Origin of the sequence: Methylophaga sp. UBA5088 (assembly GCF_002414625.1) — a bacterium.
Taxonomy (GTDB): domain Bacteria; phylum Pseudomonadota; class Gammaproteobacteria; order Nitrosococcales; family Methylophagaceae; genus Methylophaga; species Methylophaga marina.
Genome location: NZ_DIAC01000011.1, coordinates 54,456 through 71,883 on the forward strand (window position 1 = coordinate 54,456; position 17,428 = coordinate 71,883).

A 17,428-nucleotide genomic window follows, 5' to 3' on the forward strand; every position below is an offset into this window, starting at 1 on the left:
TGGCATCAAACTCACCATCATCGAGTTTACGTAAACGGGTATTCACATTACCGCGTAAAGGCAGTACTTCCAGATCCGGACGGTGAGTACGCACCTGGCATTCACGACGCAGGCTGGATGTGCCTAAACGGGCTCCGTGAGGCATTTCATCGATACTTTGATAATGATTGGAAACAAACGCATCATGCGGATCTTCACGCTGACAGATAACAGGCAGATGCAAACCTTCCGGAAACTCAACTGGCACATCTTTCATAGAATGCACAGCAATATCCGCACGTCCATCTAACATGCCTTGTTCCAGCTCTTTAACAAAAAGCCCCTTACCGCCCACTTTTGCCAAGGGAGTATCCAGTATGATATCGCCCTGGGTTTTCATACCGATCAGTTCAACTTCAATATTCTGATGTAATTCTAATAAGCGTGATTTAACAAATTCAGCCTGCCACATGGCAAGAGGACTGTTGCGAGTGGCAATACGAACGATTCTTTTAGTCATGGAATAAGGTCACTTCAGCGTTGTCGTTAATAAATAAAGTCGATTCTAGCATTTCACGCATTGACTCTCGACTATCCGCGTTATAATGACGCCCTGTTTTCAACGAGCCTAATCTGATTGATATGACTACAGCCAATAAAAAACTCTCATCTGCCAGACTGACGCAGCCTACCGACAAGTTTGTCGAAGAATTTACCGCTTCCGTGCAATTTGATCAGCGTATGTTCCGTCAGGATATTCGTGGCTCAATTGCGCACGCCACCATGCTGGCTGAAGTCAAGGTACTGACAGTAGACGAACGCGATCAAATTATTGCGGGCTTACAACAAATCGAACAAGAAATTGAGAACGGCGACTTTGAGTGGTCTATCGCTCAAGAAGATGTGCACATGAATATCGAAGCTCGTCTTATCGCCCTGATCGGTGAGGTCGGTAAAAAACTTCACACTGGCCGGTCACGTAATGACCAGGTAGCCACTGATGTGCGCCTTTATCTACGCGATATGATTGAGCCTATCGGTCAGCAGCTTAATCGTTTGCAAGAAGCCTTACTCAACGTTGCTGAACGTGAAGCCGAGACTATCATGCCCGGTTTTACTCATTTACAAACAGCACAACCAGTGACTTTTGGTCATCACATGATGGCCTGGTACGAAATGCTCGTTAGAGATGCTGAACGCCTGCAGGATTGTGCTAAACGAGCAAACAGCCTGCCCTTGGGTGCAGCCGCCCTTGCTGGCACCACTTTCCCGATTGATCGTGAAATGACCGCCAGCTTATTAGGCTTTGATCGTATCTGTTTAAACTCTTTGGATGCGGTCAGTGACCGTGACTTTGCCATTGAGTTCAATAGCTTCGCCTCGATTCTGATGATGCACTTATCCCGTTTCTCAGAAGAGTTAATTATCTGGTCATCGGCGCAGTTTGATTTTGTTGATTTAGGTGATGCGTTCTGTACCGGCTCATCCATCATGCCGCAGAAAAAGAATCCGGATGTGCCTGAATTAATCCGCGGTAAAACCAGCCGTGTTTACGGCAATATGTTTAACTTACTGACCTTAATGAAAAACCAGCCTCTGGCATACAACAAAGACAATCAGGAAGACAAAGAACCCTTGTTCGACACTATTGATACCTTATTAGGTTCACTACGAGTTTATGCAGATATGATGTCAGTCATTACAGTGAAGGCAGACAATATGCGTCAGGCTGCATTACGAGGTTATGCCACAGCGACTGATCTGGCTGATTATCTGGTACGTAAAGGCACACCATTCCGTGATGCACATGAAGTGGTGGGTTTATCGGTCGCCTATGGCATCAAACACAAAAAAGATCTGTCTGAACTCACCTTGGCTGAACTACAGCAATTTTCTGCCAATATTGATGAAGACGTGTTTGACGTGCTGACATTAGAAGGTTCTGTCGCTGCTCGTGACCACTTAGGTGGTACAGCACCAGAACAGGTTAAAGCGGCGATAAAAAAAGCACGCAGTCAACGTTAAACAAGAGTTACACCGATGCAGTAACGATCATCTAGTCGTTACTGCATCAACCACAAAACGCTGGCCGATAACATCATCAGAAAAGCGATTCTGACCGCCCACTTTGGCCAATAAGACAGCAGTAACACCAATACTACGCTGGTCACAGACAATATCGATACCCAAATCACAAAGCCGGTTCCTGCTCCCCACACCTGCCACATGGGTAAATAAGCTAATATCAGCACAAGACTTGCTGTCCAGCGTAAAACCCGTATCTGTGTAGCAGTTAAACGTCTATCAGTCACATCCATTAAATGTCTTGGCATCGCCAGACTCAAACCACTCATCGCGGCATAACACAGAGCCACGCTCATCATCATCGCCACACTCATGATATCGCCTCCGAACGTTTTGCGGGCTTAGAGTAGCGTTCAGGTGCAGTTAATTTACGGCGTAAAAATAACACCAGCCCCAGACTCATCAAACCGAACACCAATACGGTCACTTCAAAGCCGACACTGCTCAAGTCTCCTGCCAGCCAGTAGGATGGTAGCCAATGTCCGGTTGTCAGCAGGTTCATGACAGGTAACAACAATGCCAGTAAGGTAAAGAGACTCCATTGTTCAAACCAGGCTTTCATGCCAGGTCGACAAGCGGCATGAAACAGCATGGCTAGCCAGAGATAAAAAAAGCCTTTTATTTCCCAGGATGCCCGATCAGCGATATCGACCGGAATCAAACGATTCAACCAGAAATAAGCCATGCAAGCCACCGCAAGACCACTGATAGCAGCGATATTCAGTACCTCGATTACCCGATAAACGCGAGCAGTTTGCGAGCCAAACTCATTCAATGATTTCTGACGCCGTTTCACCAGAAACAAGATGGCGCCGGTTGCCATCATCAACGCACCCGCCATACCCATAATGAAATATAACCAGCGAACGCTGTAGCCACCAAAGTTGGCAAAGTGCATGATACGCATCACACGTTGTGATGCCATGGGCGTGCCCTTATCGTATTCACCTGGTGGGTTCAGATGCATCACATCACCATTGGTCGCATCAAACTGAACACTGCCAATTTCATCCCTCAATAATTGCCCTTCATAGTCTTTTTCATCAAACCATCCAAACACCTTGGTCACAGCGCTACTGTCTCCCGGGTGCTCTACGTTCATAAATCGTCCGGGTTTACCCATCATCACTTCTGCTCGCTGGAACAAAATGGATAAATCCACCACATCTGCATTCACGCCTGTTTCTGCTCTGTGCATGGGCTCATCAAGCAGTTCAGAAAAGAATACCTGTGGATTGCTGTAATTAGCTAATACACCTGCAGGCATGTAAATCGATAAAAAGACCACCAAACCGGTGTAAGCAATCATCAATTGGAAAGGCAGCGTTAAAACAGCGGAGGCATTATGTCCATCTAACCAACTACGCTGACCTTTCTTTTGTCTGAAGGTGAAAAAATCTTTGAAAATACGTTTATGAATAATGATGCCGGTAATTAAGGCCACCAGCATGATCATGGTAAAAAAGCCGACCAGCCAGATGCCTGCCATACCCGCATGAAACTCATAATGCATATGCACAAAATGATGCCCCCCTTCCGTTTCGCGATTTTCAGCGGCTGGCATGAGTTCACCATTCTCCAGGCTCAGTAAGGCATGTTGAAATTCATTCTGCTCATCCCGCCAGAACAGACGTATTCCTGGCTCTGTTTCCGTTGGCAGTCCAATCCCCCAGAAATGACTATCAGGAACATGTTTTTCAAGATAAGCCTGACCTTTCTTTATCGTATCAACACGTTGCTGTTCGGTCATCGCAGTTTGATCAAAATCGGATACAACGGCTGCCTCTGGTTTCATCCATTTCGTGATATCAACATCAAACACACCAATCGTGCCCGTAAGGAAGATCGTGAATAAGGCCCAACTGGCAAGCAACCCACCCCAGGTATGTAACCAGCCCATCGCCTGACGAAACGATTCCTGTTCTTTCACTGGCTTCGTTAACTCACTCATGACGCCACCTTGGAAATTAGCATCCCTGCACCACCGAGCAAGACTGTTGGAATCAACATACCTAACCAAGCGCGCTTGCTATTTCTAACAGTAAAGACCCAAATAACAGCTGCTGTATAAATTGCATAACTAAAAAGGCTCACGGCCACGATGGCATGTGGTTTTTCCATTGGCACAATAGCTGATAAAAAAATGATAACGGCGGACGTCAGTAAATACCCGCCTACCGTGGCGGCCAGAACCAATGACAGAATTCTGAGTGGATAAGGTAATTGCATATTGGAGATAACTCTCAAATGGCTGATCTAATTATAGTTTTAGCTGCAGATAGACATGAACGCCTGTCCTCAACTCACATGAGAGGACTGACCGTAAAATAAGAGAACAATCGTGTACTCTCTATCTATGTCGTTTAAAGCAGATAAAAAGTGCAATTTTTCACTTTTTATAAAGCTGGATTAATTTAAAGGTAGATATTACCATCAAATAATAATTATATGCATTTAGATTTATTGATTATCAGTCTTCACTCTTATTTTCAGACAGATGTTGGATAGTCGATCAATAGAATCAAAATGCCGCTTATTTTTGATATCGAAAGGTATTTGGAGAAGAATAATTTCAAAATCAGCCATGCTAGAAACAATGGCCATATTGACTGTTAAAAATGTGATTAAGTGAAATCTTTATTATGGTATTCAGTCTGGGTGCTAGTTCATTGGTATCAGTGGTAGAGGTCGGGTCACACTGCTTTGAATGCCACAAAAAGTTACTGCTTATAAAAAATAACCCCGATACAAGATCGGGGTTATTGTTTGATACATGACTAGGTCATGTTTAAGCCTGGCTTATTTTTCAATTTTCTCGAACGCTTCATTTTCATGTTTTGCTATCGAGATAATCAGACCCACTATGATGGCTGCAGCACCAACAGTGAACAGGCCTAGAGCAAGTGGATTATCAGCAAAAGTAAAATAAGCCCCTACGTTTTCCCATGAACTAATTGATGTTCCCATAATTACACTCCTGGTTCTGAGTTAGCCAATTTATTTGGCACGTCACTTGATGTCACCGCAGGGACACCATGCACTTCTGGGTAAGGCTTGGCAATGATTTCAACTTCATCTAAGCCCAGCTCTTCCGCTTCTTTCGGTACGCGTAATGCATTGGCTTTTTTCAGAATCAATGAAATACCGTAACCTGGAATAAAGCCCACTGCTGCCATGACAATGGCACCAATTGTTTGCCCCATTAATGAAATCTCAGGCAAGTCACCCACGTTAGGCATACCGTCGGCAAACACACCGACTAAGAATACTGCCCATACACCCGTGAAGCCATGAACTGAAACAGCACCTACCGCATCATCAATACCGAAATTTTCGATCAATTTAGCGAATTTAACCGCTAATACACCTGTTACTACAGCAATAATGAACGCTAATTCAGGATCATAAAGATCTAAACCGGCTGCGACAGAAATGATACCCACCAGACCGCCAGACATTGTCCAGAATGGGTCGCGACTAGCGATGTAACAACCAATGACACCACCCGCAAAGCCCATTAATGTATTAAAGGCAAACGCTGATAAGTTAGTTGGGTTGCCGTAAATGGTTGTCCAACCTGTTTCACCACCGTTAAAGATGATACAACCGCCCAGGAATCCGAAGAAACCGAAGATGATCATCATCAAACCGATTAACGTCATAGGTAAGCTATGTGGAGCAATAGTCTGTGCCACACCGTTGATAAATTTACCTACACGTGGGCCTAAATTGATCAGTACACCCAGTGTGAAGAAACCAGCCACAGCATGCACAACACCAGACGCGCCGACATCATGATAGCCCAAGTCAGTCAGTAACCAACCATCTGGATGCCAACCCCAGGCACCAGCCAGTATCCAAACCACGCTACCCAAGAACACAGTCAGAATCAAAAACGCACTGACACGAATCCGTTCGATAACCGCACCGGATAAAATCGAACCGGTGGTGGCACCAAACATGGCAAACGCTGCCCAGAAAATACCGGTTCCCATATCGGTGACATCAGGTCCCATACTTTGTGCCCAAGGTAAGGCACCCGCTGCCTCAATAGGAATAAAGCCATTCGGGAAAGCGTTATATATCCACCAGCCAAACAAATAAAACGTGGGAATAATGACCGCTAAAGCAAGAATATTTTTAATACCCGCTGCTAAAGCATTTTTACTACGTGAGGCCCCCATTTCATAGGCCAGGAAACCAGCATGAATCATGATCATAATGGCGGTACACCACCAGTAGAACACTTCGACATTCATAGACTGATGCATTTGAAAAACCGCTTGCTGGGCGTCGAGCGTTGCCTGCAAGGATTCTAGCGTTGGCGCATTGTCCATCTTTCTATCCTCTTATTAGTTAACATTAATACCTATCCACCTTGTTGGTTGGCTTACTTATCCAGCAAAAAGCTGGTTTGAACGGCGTTGCTATCAATAATCTTATCGGTAGAGCGATCCTTGATAGCAACGCCAGAACACTGGAGTCTGCGGGCCTCAGTCAGCAAATAAAGGCTTTTCTGAGCCGCAGCAAAATAAGAAAGTCCCGCCTTTCTTACATTGGAAATACAGTTACGTTTATCATCGCTCAGGCCACGTTTGGCCCCCCAGGTCAGGTACAGTCCCAAGCTATCGGGCGAACTCAATCCCGGACGTTCGCCAATCAGCACTAAAACGGCCTTGGCGTTTAAGGCTTCACAAACATCGTCCCCCACGGCGACACGGCCTTGTTCCACCATAACGATAGGTGCGAGTGAGTAAGCTTGTTCACTGGCTTGCATGGCTTGAGCTAAGGTTTCAATAAATACCGCAGCGTTTTCTTTAATCGCCGTGGCTGATAAACCATCAGCAATCACAATGGCTAAATCGTAAGGTTCAGAAGCTTGGTGTGGTTTAAGTGCTGCAAGACTGGCTTCGTCCAGCTGTCTTCCCCAATCCGGACGCTGCAAATACGTCATGCGATCGGTTGCCTGACTATGCAGCTTTAAAGGTGCTTCACGGTTTAACAACGGGTATTTATCTGCTAAGGCAATGAGGTCTTGTTGTAAACCATCAAAGTCCAGTTCGGTATGCACCGCATCACGGGCCTGAGCATGTGCTAATTGGAATTCAAGTGATTCACGCGTCGGTGTGCTTACACCAGCACGCCCCAAGCCAATACGGGCAGCCGTGAATTCACGCAGACGACGCCATGGGTTATCGGTGACGATAGCGTCATCTTTTTTTACTCTGAGATGAGTGAGTCTATCTTCCTTAACCATCATTCGTTCCTGTGGCTAAGCCTCTCAAGGTGCCGGCAAAGGCTGGCGGTAACTGGTTTGATAACTTGGCATGACCGGCATCGGTCATGATTTGCATTTTTTCCAGCCATTTTTCAAATTCAGGTGCCGCCCCCAAACCTAAGACGCGACGCGCATACAAAGCATCATGGAATGAGGTGGTCTGATAATTGAGCATAATGTCATCCGAACCGGGAATGCCCATCACGAAAGAACACCCTGCTGTCGCCAATAGCGTCAGCAGATTATCCATATCATTTTGATCAGCTTCAGCATGGTTGGTGTAACAAACATCACAGCCCATTGGCAGACCTAATAACTTGGCACAGAAATGATCTTCCAAGCCTGCACGGGTAATTTCTTTACCATCAAACAGATATTCAGGACCGATAAAGCCCACCACGGTATTCACCAGTAAAGGATTAAATTTTCTGGCAACGGCATAGGCTCTGGCTTCACAGGTTTGTTGATCCAGACCATGATGAGCATTAGCCGATAAAGCACTGCCCTGCCCAGTTTCAAAATACATAACGTTTTGTCCGACCGTGCCTCGGTTCAAAGATAATGCTGCTTGTTGTGCTTCAGCCAGGGTGGCTAAATTAAAGCCAAAACTGCTGTTGGTTTTTTCCGTGCCACCAATGGACTGGAATACCAAATCCACTGGCGCACCGTTTTCAATACACTCAATCGTGTTGGTGACATGCGTTAACACGCAGGACTGGGTAGGAATCTCATATAAAGAAATCACTTCATCCATCAATTGCATCAGACGCGTTGCTTGCGCCACGTTGTCTGTTGCCGGATTGATGCCAATCACCGCATCACCAGATCCATAAAGGAGGCCATCCAGAATACTGGCCGCAATACCGTTCACATCATCAGTGGGATGATTCGGTTGCAGACGTGTTGATAATCGTTTGGGTAAACCAATCGTGTTTCTGAATGCACTCACTACACGGCATTTTTGTGCGACCAGAATCAAATCCTGATTCCGCATAATTTTTGATACTGCCGCCGCCATTTCTGGGGTCACTCCAGCTCGTATCTGGTTTAGCATGTCGCTGCTGGCTTTATCCGAAAGTAGCCAATTACGAAAGTCGCCGATGGTCATGTGTGAGATGGGCTCAAACGCATTCACATCATGCTCATCGATAATCAGTCGGGTGACTTCATCTTCTTCATAAGGCACGAGTGCTTCGTTAAGGAAATTTTTTAATGGCACTTCTGCCAACAGCAACTGAGCCACAGCACGTTGTTCTGCCGTTTCAGCCATGACACCGGCCAAGCTATCGCCTGAACGAGCAGGCGTGGCTTTGGCCATCAGTTCAGCTAAATCAACGAACTGATAGGTCTTTGTGCCTAATTGGTAACGATATGTCTGTGTCATAAACTGCTTTAATTCCCAATACTTGGAATAAATTTTGCCTTTAAGTAAACAAAGTTTCCTAATGTGAACTTGCGAGATTTATACCGGGTGACTATCGAAATTTGGCAAATGTTTTTTAGTTTGTGATTCAGCAACTTATTCACATAATGCGGATATAACAAAATAAACGAGGGGAGCAAATGACAGAGGAAAATATAAAATTTGCACCGAAACAGAGCGCAACCGCTACGCGTTGGTGCGTACTGGAGGCAGATGATGCCGATGAACAAGCTCATAACCTAAAAGCCTGGCAACAACAATTCGATCAAATCAGTATGGGTCAGTTTTACGGGCGTATTGAAGAGGTGATGTTTGAGCATGTTCATGCCTTTCGTGAACACACCAGTCGAGCTATTCGTCAGCAATGTAATGTTTGGCCAAATGCCATATGGATGGGGTTTGCAGCCGATGAGAAGTCATGCCGAATCAACGGCCATCAGGTTGAAAAGAATCAACTGATGATACGCCCTGGCAATACCCAATTTGAGCTCATCACACCCGAAGACTTTGATATTTATGGGTTAGTGGTGAACCAGGACAGTCTACAGCTGGTGGCAGAAAAACAAGGCATCAAGCTTGATAGTCATGCCATCAACTCCCCCCTTAAAGTGTGGGAGTCACACAAACTTAATCAATTAAGACATGTTTTGAACGACGTCATTTCACCCGCTCAAAGTGATATCAGCAGACGCATCCAAGAGGACAATCTTATGATGGCTATGCTTGAAGTGCTTCAAAAAAATGGGCCCAGCAACGAAAAGCCCAGTTTTAGTAAACGTCGCGCCGTGGTTGAAAAAGTCACGGCCTATCTGGATGCCAACCCGAGTAAACACGTGACGATTACAGAACTCTGTGATCTGGCTCATGTCAGCCGCCGAACGCTGCAATACAGTTTTGAAGATGTGCTCGATATCAGCCCGGTTAAGTTTATTCGAATGGCCCGATTAAACGCTGTCAGGCGACGACTATTACAAGGTTTGCAGGAAGATGAAACCATCGCCATGGTGGCTCAGCACTGGGGGTTTACCCATGCCGGGCAATTTACTCACGACTACACGGAGTTATTTGGCGAAAATCCGTCTATTACCATCTCACGTCGACACAACTAACACGTCCAGCCATGGATGGCTTCTTCCTCAATCTCGCTTAAGCCCTTACTCCTCAAAAATCTGACTAAGCTCCTGCTGCACTGGCATACCTTCAACGACATGAATCTCACCGTCCTTATCCCGATATATACTGGTCGGCGTGGCATGCGTATGCATCTCCTCCAGCAGCTGATTATTTGCCATCACCGCATCATTACCTTTTGAAGCCTTCGCATTATCAACAGCGATACCGCCTTGTCTAACCGATTGGCGATGTTGCTGAAAAGCCTGTTCGGGTGAGTCAGATCCCATAATCGTCGCCGCAACCGCTAAGCTGTTTTTCTGGAGAATCCCCACAATGATGTGACGAAATTGAACCTGACCCTCAGCAATGAAAGGTTCAGCCATGTCACGGAATTTATGGCAATAAGGACAAAACGGATCAGAAAAGGTATACACAATTCGCGGCGCGTTTTTATCCCCATCTTGCACCCAGTCCATTTCTTCGAGTTGTTGCCATAACTTTTCATTTTTCGGTTTGGTTATCAGTTGATTAATCGCATCTGCCCCCAGATTTTTACCCTCTGTATCGATTAAATCGCCGATAACGGCATGGCGTTTATCCGGGGTGACATAAATACTCATTGCTTCGTCTTTATAGTTACCCACATAGCCAGTCAGCTCAGAGGGGGTGTCAAACTTATCGATGATGGTCACACCCTGCTGCTCGATGTATGACAACACATTTTCCTGCTTGGCCGTATCAGACTGTTTGTTGAGAAAATAAAAGCTAATCGTTGCGAGAAAAATGGCGACCAAGAGGCCAACGAAGATTTTTTTCATCAGAATTCCGAATCCGTTTAAGTGTTTAATGACGTGAGTGTAAGTCAGCAAAAAAAGGAATTAGTTTACTCAGCCAGTAATATAAACGCTCAAAATACAAAAAGGCGCTCAAACGAGCGCCTTTTTACGAGAGAGAAAATCAGAAGGGAAATAAGCTATTTCGATTCAGCTTTCATGACTTTATGTGCAATTCGGCCTAATCCACCGTGTAATTTTGCCGCTTTTAAGTCATCTAAGTTTGTGGCATGGCCGACAACCACAGCGCCCCCCATACCTAGACCAATATGCGGATCACACTGATATACATAAATACCTTCTTTACTAAATTCTCTTGAGACATTTTGGCCAATCTCAGATTTGAAATCTTTTGCCCCATCTGGCTGAAACATAAAGTGCACATTATGAATATCCATATTGGTCCAGTTCACCGTATCCCCAGGCTCTACATTAACAATCAGTGGGTCAAATTTCGTGCCTTCCGCTTTCACCGTGGTTTGTTTTGCAAATGCCGCACCACTGATCAATAGTGTGGCCAAGGTCATGACAGTTAAACTTTTTCTTAACGTACTCATTTTTTCTCCTTTTTATTATGAATTCACATCCCAATAGTGAAGGACTCATAAGTACGTCATGATTATGTAAGACATAGTTCAGCTAAGCTGGGTAAAGTTATGTAAACTCGGATAAGTTAACGTTCGGCCTGAGCCATTGTCCGTATTTTGTCATTCGCCTCTTCGGTACGGTAGACCAGCTTACGCACCTCATCTGCCACGACAGCAAATCCGCGCCCGGCTTCACCAGCACGGGCAGCCTCAATAGCGGCATTTAAGGCTAATAGATTGGTTTGCTGAGTAATTTCGGTGATCACATCCGCAACCGTGAGGATTTCCGTCATACGGGTTTCGGCACGCTCCATTTCCATGGTATGCAGCTCACGAGCACTGTACTCATGGCTGATATTGCGAATCGCTCCTGCTGACTTCACAGCCACTCCCTCTTCATTACGAATGGTCGCCGCCCGCTCACGAAACCAGACATACTCACCCGACGCCATTTTTAAACGATACTCGGCAACATAAGGCGTGCTACCCGTTTTATCATTAATATGTTTTGTGAACGCTTCCAGGGTCGCATCCATATCTTCAGGATGAATAGCTTTTAACCAGCTATCCCACCCATCTGGAAAATCCTCCTGACGTTTGTGACCTAACAACTCTCGGAATTGTTCTGACCAAGTAATGACACTTTTCTCATCATCAGGATCACCATTTACCAGCGTTAACATCCAAACACCCTCAGTCAACGCTGACTTAGCTAAGTTATTATTATCCACCTCACCTGATAAGCGTCGGTTTTCACTTTGCAAATGATCCATTTCTGAATACAAAGAAGACAAGGTTTGATTCAATGAATCTGATTGTTGTCGGAGCGCGTCCAGTTCGTGCTCAAACGTTTGCCGCTGTCCTATCAAACGCTGTTGGTGGTTATGGTTCAACTGCTCTACTTCAGCCTGATGGGCCTTTTGCAAAGAGGACAGATAGTCGCCAATACGATCTATCGGGGCTCGCAAATAACTATGCATCCACACTGGCAAACGTTTAAACGGCGATTCGATCGACTTATCAACAACCGATAAAATTGACTCAGAAACATACTGTAAACGCCCAGTATTAAACAGCTTCCACCCCATACAACGTTTCCTTTTATAAACAGTTATAAAGGCTGAACCTAGGAAAGCAGCCGGGCACGTTTTGGGTCATAAAAAGGCAGTTTTGTGACCAGACCTCCCAAACGTTTCTGAATACCATCCAGCTTACCTACTTCCAGCCGTGTGTCTTGTTTTGCAAACTCCGGGGCAACACGAATCATCGCAATTTGTTTACCTAACAAAGGCGACATAATGGCACTTGTCACAATGCCTACTGGAAATCGACCTTGATACACCAAATCACCATGAGCTGCAGGATCTCCACCATCAAGAATCAGGCCAACTAATTTGTGTCGGCTTTCTGGGTTCTCCCGAGCCAATGCTTCACGGCCGACAAAATCCTCATCTTTTGTACTTAATGGCACACTGAATCCGGTTCCCGCCTCAAATGGAGTGACATCTGGGCCAAACTCATATTCCGCCATGCTCAGACCCGCTTCAATACGTAACATATCCAGTGCATCAAAGCCCATCGGGGCGATATTAAAGGGTTGCCCTGCTTGCCACACTGCATCCCATAAAGATTCAGCCGCATCCGGATGACACCAGACTTCATAACCTAACTCACCGGTATAACCGGTTCTAGACACCATCACGGGCACACCATCAGGCCCACCTAAACGCCCAATGGTGAAGTGAAACCACTTCAGTTTTTCTACTGAGGTCTGACTTTCTGATGTCCAGATAATCTGGCTGAGTAATTCGCGACTATCTGGCCCCTGTACAGCGAGGTTATGAATCTGCTCCGTTGCGTTACGAATGCTGACTTTAAAGCCTTTTTCTTTGGCTTTTTCAGCCATCCAGACCATGGTGTAACTATCACCACAGAACCAGCGATAAGCCTGATCAGCCATACGGAAAATAGTACCGTCATCAATCATGCCGCCGGTTTCCAGACAAATCGCTGAGTGAGCAATTTCACCCACCGCCATACGTCGTACATTTTGTGTCAGCACATACTGCAAAAAGGCCACTGCATCAGGACCAGTAATATCGATTTTACGAAGGGGGGTTAAATCCAGTACGGCAACGCGTTCACGGCACGCTAGATATTCTGCGTTGGCACCCCAACCTTCATACTCAGCTGCGACCCAATAGCCGGCATATTCAATAAATTTCTTGGTTAAGGCAGATGTACGGCTATGAAAGCCAGATGTTTTGGTCATACGAGGATGCTCCTCAGCAGTAATTCGATGGGCAATAGAACGAGGGAAAGAGTGTTCTTCCCCATAAATGCGGACGTGAATATCTGTCGGAATCCAGCCATTTGCCGGATCAATATCATCAGGACAAGCTGATGAGGCACAAACGAGATCTTTATCTGCCCTCATCAGTACATAATCACCAGGACGAGACCAGGGCTCATCCATAAACACCGTGCCGCAAGGTTCAATACCAGTATTAAAAAATAGATTAATCGCTGGCCATCCAGCACGAGGCTTGATGCCATATGGCTTGAGTACGTTATTGAAGTTTTCAGTACAACTGATGTGACCAAAATAACCACTGTCTTCGTAATATTTGGCTGTGCAGGCGAAGAGGAAACTATCATGACGACCAACGGTGTCTTGTACGACTTCGACCATCGACATCATGTCCGGTCCCAGAAAACGGGAATGCAGACCAGGCACAGGATTACTCAAGCCTATAACGGTTCGCGTTGCCGTCGCATCCAGCCCAATCTCTTCACCGCGCTCTAAGGCCTGTTTGTCAAAGGCGATAAAGTCAGAACATTGCTTACCAGAAACATCGATAATCTGAATCCATTCGCCCTTTTTTACTTCATAGGTGCGAGCAGATGCACGAGGAATGCGTATTTCTTGTTTGATCTCAGCTAGTGGCTCAGGTAGCACTTCGGCCAACGGATCCGCATATTTCACCACTACCTGTAATTCAGTCGGTGGTGTATGTTCTTCGATAGACATACTGGCCCCAGCGGCGACAATGACGACCGTTAAGTCAGCATAGGCAACAAAGCTTGGAGACTCATGACCTTCAACACGTAATACCGTCTGATACTGCTCAGGATGAATCTGCCAGCTTTCGAACTGTTGAGCTAAGGCCTTCGCAGCCAGATCTTCCTGCTGCAACTGCCTTTGAATATGTTCTGCATTGACTGGCGAGCGGGCATCTAATAACTGAGGCACCACTTGTCCTTGCTTATCCAACACAATTAACTCGCCGGGCTGTTCACCATCGACACTGTTGATTTCAAGCACATCCCCCACATGTAACGACAAGCGGATCGCTTGCTGTCCCTCAACTCGAAATTGTTGGCTATCTATCGGCGATTGCAGATTAAGAAACCGCTCTTCATCCCATTCTTCTTCGATCATTTCTAACATGTTTTACCTTGTCTTCCAGCGATAAGCCGGCGTGATTTTTGTTCATCTCTGGTGCAAGCTCAACAGGCTCTGAACCAGAAAAGTGCACAATATTGTTCTGCCTGTCTGACAAAAAAATAAATTTCTCTAGGTTTAACAATATTTACCTTCAGTAAACATAATTCAATCCTCCTGATGGAGTATCCCATTAGTTATAACCCGGCAAATACTCAGTGAAATGGCACAAAATCTGCTGTTACAGAACAAAACAAACGTAAGACAGACCACTCCATTTCTGGTGTGGACGTTGCGAAGGTAATACAGATGATCAATATCAAACTCAAAAGCTGGATAGATGGGCAGACTTGGTTTGGTGAAACAGTACGCGCTGTCACCAAAAATAAGGAATTACCCTCTCTAGACTTCAATGACTTAGCCTTTAAACTCGCCACCGCTGAACATATCAGTGAAACCCTGCCCGTTGTACTAAAATCACTCCAATCCCTGATGGAGGATCTATTTCCGCATAAACAGCAAGCAGAGCTGTTGATTTTGTTCAGTAACCCGTCTACTTCTGAAACCTTTATGCATCATGGTCTGGAGCAAGCGCCACCAGCAAAACTGATGCAGTCATTACATCACTTATTCACTGTCGGTAAGGCACCCAATACCAGTGACATGATGGAAGTAGATGGCCTGACTGTCGCCCCCAACCGTTTATTCGAGCACGACAATCTGACCGTCTGGTCCTTATTTTTATTTCGTGACACGGTGCCGAGTACTAAACAATTAAAGTGGAAAACCGCCAGCATTGAAAACACCTTATATAAAGGCTTACAAGCCTGGTATCACAAGGAAAGCAAATTAAAAAAGGCCCTGGAATCCGAGCGTGCGATGTATGCGGCTGAACTACATGACTCACTGGCACAGGTATTAGGATACTTACGTCTAAAAAGCCTGAAACTGGATAAACTCTGTCAGCAGGATGAGTTCAGTTCACTGAAACCGATTACAGAAGATTTAGCCTCCTATACACAATGCGCTTATCATCAAACACGCGAACTGATCACCTCCTCACGTCTGACCATGCAAAGTGAGAATCTTTCACAGGGTGTGATTAATTCTATAAAAGAGTTTGAACATCAATCGGCTATCGTATTCGAACTGGACAATCGTCTGCCTCTAAATATGTTGTCACCGCAGCAGTCGATGCAAATGCTGTATATCGTTCGTGAAAGCCTCAGTAATATCGTCCGTCACTCTCATGCCACACATGCACGTGTGGTACTCCTCCTGAAAACCAGCTCACTCATACATATTCAAATTGAAGATAACGGAACGGGCATTAACCCAGAGGCCGCCCGAAGTGATAGTTTTGGTTTGCAGATTATGAAAGAACGGGCTGATCGTATCGGTGCCAGCTTAGAGATTAATAACCGTCCCGAAGGCGGCACCCGGGTTGATCTCAGCCTGGATCTGGAGGCGAATGAATGAGTGATACCCCAATTACTGTGGTGGTTGTCGATGATCACCCCTTATTTCGTCGTGGCGTGGTTGAACTGCTCAACGACAGTGAAGAAATGACCGTTATTGCCGAATACGATAATGCTGAAGCCTTACTCGACAATATAGAGAATACTTACCCGGATATCTTACTATTGGACATGCAGATGCCCGGCAAGTCGGGCCTGGGCGTATTGAAACAACTGCGTGAGCATGACGATAAATTAAAAATCATCATTATCACCGCTTGTAATGAACAGGATAAATTACTCGAAGCCTTACGTTATGGTGCTAATGGTTACCTGCAAAAAGACACACCGCCTGATGAGATTTTGTCGCAATTACTGTCGGTTCTACATGGGAATGTCGCCATGAATGCCGGCGCCATCACCTCTCTCGCCAGTCATCTGCGTGAAAATAAGGAAGATGAGGACACACCCTCAAGTACCATTTTGTCTCACCTCACTGAGCGTGAACGTGAAACGCTATTTTTTATAGCTAAAGGGCTAAATAACAAACTGATTGCCCGTGAACTGGGTATTAGTGATGGCACGGTTAAAGTGTATGTAAAAAGTCTGTTGCGTAAAATAAACCTGCACTCCCGACTTGAACTGGCAGCCTGGGCTCACCGCAACCTTTCTGCCGAGTTGCTGGATAAGGAAATGTAAAGATGACCTTGTTGAAATGGCCCCGCCGTCATCCACAAACACAAGCGGAAGAAACACAATTACTGCAGTTGTTTAATAGTTTGAATGATGTGGTGTTGTTACTCGACAAACAGCATCAGGTGCAATTTATTAATCAGTATTGGGAAACCATCACCGGCATTCCCGTTGAACAAACGCTTGGCCGTTTGTTTTCTGATTTTCTGCATCCAGAAGAGCTCCCTAGCTGGTCACAGCTACTCAATAAAATCACACCAAACCAGCATGAAACAGTCTGGTTTCGCTTAATTAGTGCGAGTGGTGAATTACGTTGGTGTGAAATGCGAATTCAATCTGTCAATAAAGACCAGCTCTATCCCCTTTCAGCCACCTTGTGTGACATCACACCACAAGTGCGAAATGAAGAAGTGCGTCATGCCAGCCACCGGAGCTTACAAAGCCTAGTCGATCGTCTGCCGGCCATGTTGTATCGCTCCAGAAACAATGCCAGCTGGAGTATGGAATATGTGAGTGAGGGCTGTGAGCTCATTAC

16 protein-coding genes and 2 pseudogenes are annotated in these 17,428 nt (G+C 45.6%); 5 read left to right on the top strand and 13 right to left on the bottom strand.

The features are described 5' to 3' along the window. Positions 1-499 (bottom strand): hydroxymethylbilane synthase (gene hemC / locus B4K20_RS01795; protein WP_289281681.1); only part of this gene is annotated, 499 nt, incomplete at its 3' end. 122 nt (positions 500-621) lie between these two features. Here hemC and argH point away from each other — a divergent pair. Further along, complete coding sequence (gene argH, locus B4K20_RS01800; protein WP_289281682.1) at positions 622-2,004, top strand: argininosuccinate lyase; 1,383 nt, start codon at positions 622-624, stop codon at positions 2,002-2,004. A gap of 38 nt (positions 2,005-2,042) precedes the next feature. On the opposite strand, the gene B4K20_RS01805 is transcribed toward argH, so the two are convergent. The 7 genes from B4K20_RS01805 to B4K20_RS01835 form a co-directional block, all read right to left on the bottom strand. Further along, on the bottom strand, positions 2,043-2,378 hold the full coding sequence (locus B4K20_RS01805; protein ID WP_286303422.1) for a DUF3325 domain-containing protein: 336 nt from the start codon (positions 2,376-2,378) through the stop codon (positions 2,043-2,045). Next, positions 2,375-4,015, bottom strand: coding sequence for a PepSY-associated TM helix domain-containing protein (locus B4K20_RS01810; RefSeq protein ID WP_289281683.1), 1,641 nt, complete (start codon positions 4,013-4,015; stop codon positions 2,375-2,377). Before B4K20_RS01810 ends, B4K20_RS01805 begins: the two co-directional genes overlap by 4 nt. Next, positions 4,012-4,293, bottom strand: coding sequence for a DUF3649 domain-containing protein (locus tag B4K20_RS01815; protein WP_286303419.1), 282 nt, complete (start codon positions 4,291-4,293; stop codon positions 4,012-4,014). The genes B4K20_RS01810 and B4K20_RS01815 overlap by 4 nt, the downstream gene beginning before the upstream one ends. 570 nt (positions 4,294-4,863) lie before the next feature. Then, positions 4,864-5,031 (bottom strand): hypothetical protein, encoded by a 168-nt coding sequence (locus tag B4K20_RS01820; RefSeq protein ID WP_286303418.1) that lies wholly within the window; start codon positions 5,029-5,031, stop codon positions 4,864-4,866. 2 nt (positions 5,032-5,033) lie between these two features. Then, on the bottom strand, positions 5,034-6,401 hold the full coding sequence (locus B4K20_RS01825; RefSeq protein WP_286303417.1) for an ammonium transporter: 1,368 nt from the start codon (positions 6,399-6,401) through the stop codon (positions 5,034-5,036). Positions 6,402-6,454: 53 nt separating this feature from the next. Then, positions 6,455-7,321 (bottom strand): ethanolamine ammonia-lyase subunit EutC, encoded by an 867-nt coding sequence (gene eutC, locus B4K20_RS01830; protein WP_289281684.1) that lies wholly within the window; start codon positions 7,319-7,321, stop codon positions 6,455-6,457. Then, positions 7,314-8,726 carry an ethanolamine ammonia-lyase subunit EutB gene (locus B4K20_RS01835; protein WP_289281685.1) on the bottom strand — a complete coding sequence of 471 codons (1,413 nt, stop codon included), beginning with the start codon at positions 8,724-8,726 and terminating at the stop codon, positions 7,314-7,316. The genes eutC and B4K20_RS01835 overlap by 8 nt, the downstream gene beginning before the upstream one ends. A 179-nt stretch (positions 8,727-8,905) precedes the next feature. Here B4K20_RS01835 and B4K20_RS01840 point away from each other — a divergent pair, with 179 nt between their 5' ends. Continuing rightward, a complete protein-coding gene (locus B4K20_RS01840; RefSeq protein ID WP_289281686.1) occupies positions 8,906-9,874 on the top strand; it encodes a helix-turn-helix domain-containing protein in 969 nt (322 codons plus the stop codon). 45 nt (positions 9,875-9,919) lie between these two features. On the opposite strand, the gene dsbG is transcribed toward B4K20_RS01840, so the two are convergent. The 5 genes and pseudogenes from dsbG to B4K20_RS01865 form a co-directional block, all read right to left on the bottom strand. Further along, positions 9,920-10,696 carry a thiol:disulfide interchange protein DsbG gene (dsbG, locus tag B4K20_RS01845; RefSeq protein ID WP_289281687.1) on the bottom strand — a complete coding sequence of 259 codons (777 nt, stop codon included), beginning with the start codon at positions 10,694-10,696 and terminating at the stop codon, positions 9,920-9,922. A gap of 155 nt (positions 10,697-10,851) precedes the next feature. Then, on the bottom strand, positions 10,852-11,268 hold the full coding sequence (locus B4K20_RS01850) for a plastocyanin/azurin family copper-binding protein (RefSeq protein WP_289281688.1): 417 nt from the start codon (positions 11,266-11,268) through the stop codon (positions 10,852-10,854). A gap of 128 nt (positions 11,269-11,396) precedes the next feature. After that, a pseudogene (locus B4K20_RS01855) lies at positions 11,397-11,663 on the bottom strand (methyl-accepting chemotaxis protein); the annotation flags it as partial. Continuing rightward, positions 11,640-12,386, bottom strand: a pseudogene (locus tag B4K20_RS16945) (PAS domain-containing protein); the annotation flags it as partial. The pseudogenes B4K20_RS01855 and B4K20_RS16945, both read right to left, overlap by 24 nt. 38 nt (positions 12,387-12,424) lie before the next feature. Then, on the bottom strand, positions 12,425-14,749 hold the full coding sequence (locus tag B4K20_RS01865) for a DUF1989 domain-containing protein (RefSeq protein ID WP_289281689.1): 2,325 nt from the start codon (positions 14,747-14,749) through the stop codon (positions 12,425-12,427). 303 nt (positions 14,750-15,052) lie between these two features. On the opposite strand from B4K20_RS01865, the gene B4K20_RS01870 reads away from it, so the two are divergent. From B4K20_RS01870 to B4K20_RS01880, 3 genes are all read left to right on the top strand, one after another. Next, a complete protein-coding gene (locus B4K20_RS01870; protein WP_289281690.1) occupies positions 15,053-16,222 on the top strand; it encodes a sensor histidine kinase in 1,170 nt (389 codons plus the stop codon). Continuing rightward, positions 16,219-16,899: a response regulator gene (locus tag B4K20_RS01875; RefSeq protein ID WP_289281691.1), complete on the top strand. Its 681-nt coding sequence runs from the start codon at positions 16,219-16,221 to the stop codon at positions 16,897-16,899. The genes B4K20_RS01870 and B4K20_RS01875 overlap by 4 nt, the downstream gene beginning before the upstream one ends. A gap of 2 nt (positions 16,900-16,901) precedes the next feature. After that, positions 16,902-17,428, top strand: a 527-nt coding sequence (locus B4K20_RS01880) for a PAS domain-containing protein (protein ID WP_289281692.1), incomplete at its 3' end; no start/stop codon positions are given.

What these genes read in the sequence shown, in the direction of transcription:
- B4K20_RS01840 (WP_289281686.1), top strand. Translation starts at nt 8,906, where the DNA reads ATGACAGAGGAAAATATAAAATTTGCACCGAAACAGAGCGCAACCGCT.
- B4K20_RS01865 (WP_289281689.1), bottom strand. Translation starts at nt 14,749, where the DNA reads ATGTTAGAAATGATCGAAGAAGAATGGGATGAAGAGCGGTTTCTTAAT.
- eutC (WP_289281684.1), bottom strand. Translation starts at nt 7,321, where the DNA reads ATGGTTAAGGAAGATAGACTCACTCATCTCAGAGTAAAAAAAGATGAC.
- B4K20_RS01835 (WP_289281685.1), bottom strand. Translation starts at nt 8,726, where the DNA reads ATGACACAGACATATCGTTACCAATTAGGCACAAAGACCTATCAGTTC.
- dsbG (WP_289281687.1), bottom strand. Translation starts at nt 10,696, where the DNA reads ATGAAAAAAATCTTCGTTGGCCTCTTGGTCGCCATTTTTCTCGCAACG.
- B4K20_RS01810 (WP_289281683.1), bottom strand. Translation starts at nt 4,015, where the DNA reads ATGAGTGAGTTAACGAAGCCAGTGAAAGAACAGGAATCGTTTCGTCAG.
- B4K20_RS01825 (WP_286303417.1), bottom strand. Translation starts at nt 6,401, where the DNA reads ATGGACAATGCGCCAACGCTAGAATCCTTGCAGGCAACGCTCGACGCC.
- B4K20_RS01805 (WP_286303422.1), bottom strand. Translation starts at nt 2,378, where the DNA reads ATGAGTGTGGCGATGATGATGAGCGTGGCTCTGTGTTATGCCGCGATG.
- argH (WP_289281682.1), top strand. Translation starts at nt 622, where the DNA reads ATGACTACAGCCAATAAAAAACTCTCATCTGCCAGACTGACGCAGCCT.
- B4K20_RS01815 (WP_286303419.1), bottom strand. Translation starts at nt 4,293, where the DNA reads ATGCAATTACCTTATCCACTCAGAATTCTGTCATTGGTTCTGGCCGCC.
- B4K20_RS01875 (WP_289281691.1), top strand. Translation starts at nt 16,219, where the DNA reads ATGAGTGATACCCCAATTACTGTGGTGGTTGTCGATGATCACCCCTTA.
- B4K20_RS01870 (WP_289281690.1), top strand. Translation starts at nt 15,053, where the DNA reads ATGATCAATATCAAACTCAAAAGCTGGATAGATGGGCAGACTTGGTTT.
- B4K20_RS01850 (WP_289281688.1), bottom strand. Translation starts at nt 11,268, where the DNA reads ATGAGTACGTTAAGAAAAAGTTTAACTGTCATGACCTTGGCCACACTA.
- B4K20_RS01820 (WP_286303418.1), bottom strand. Translation starts at nt 5,031, where the DNA reads ATGGGAACATCAATTAGTTCATGGGAAAACGTAGGGGCTTATTTTACT.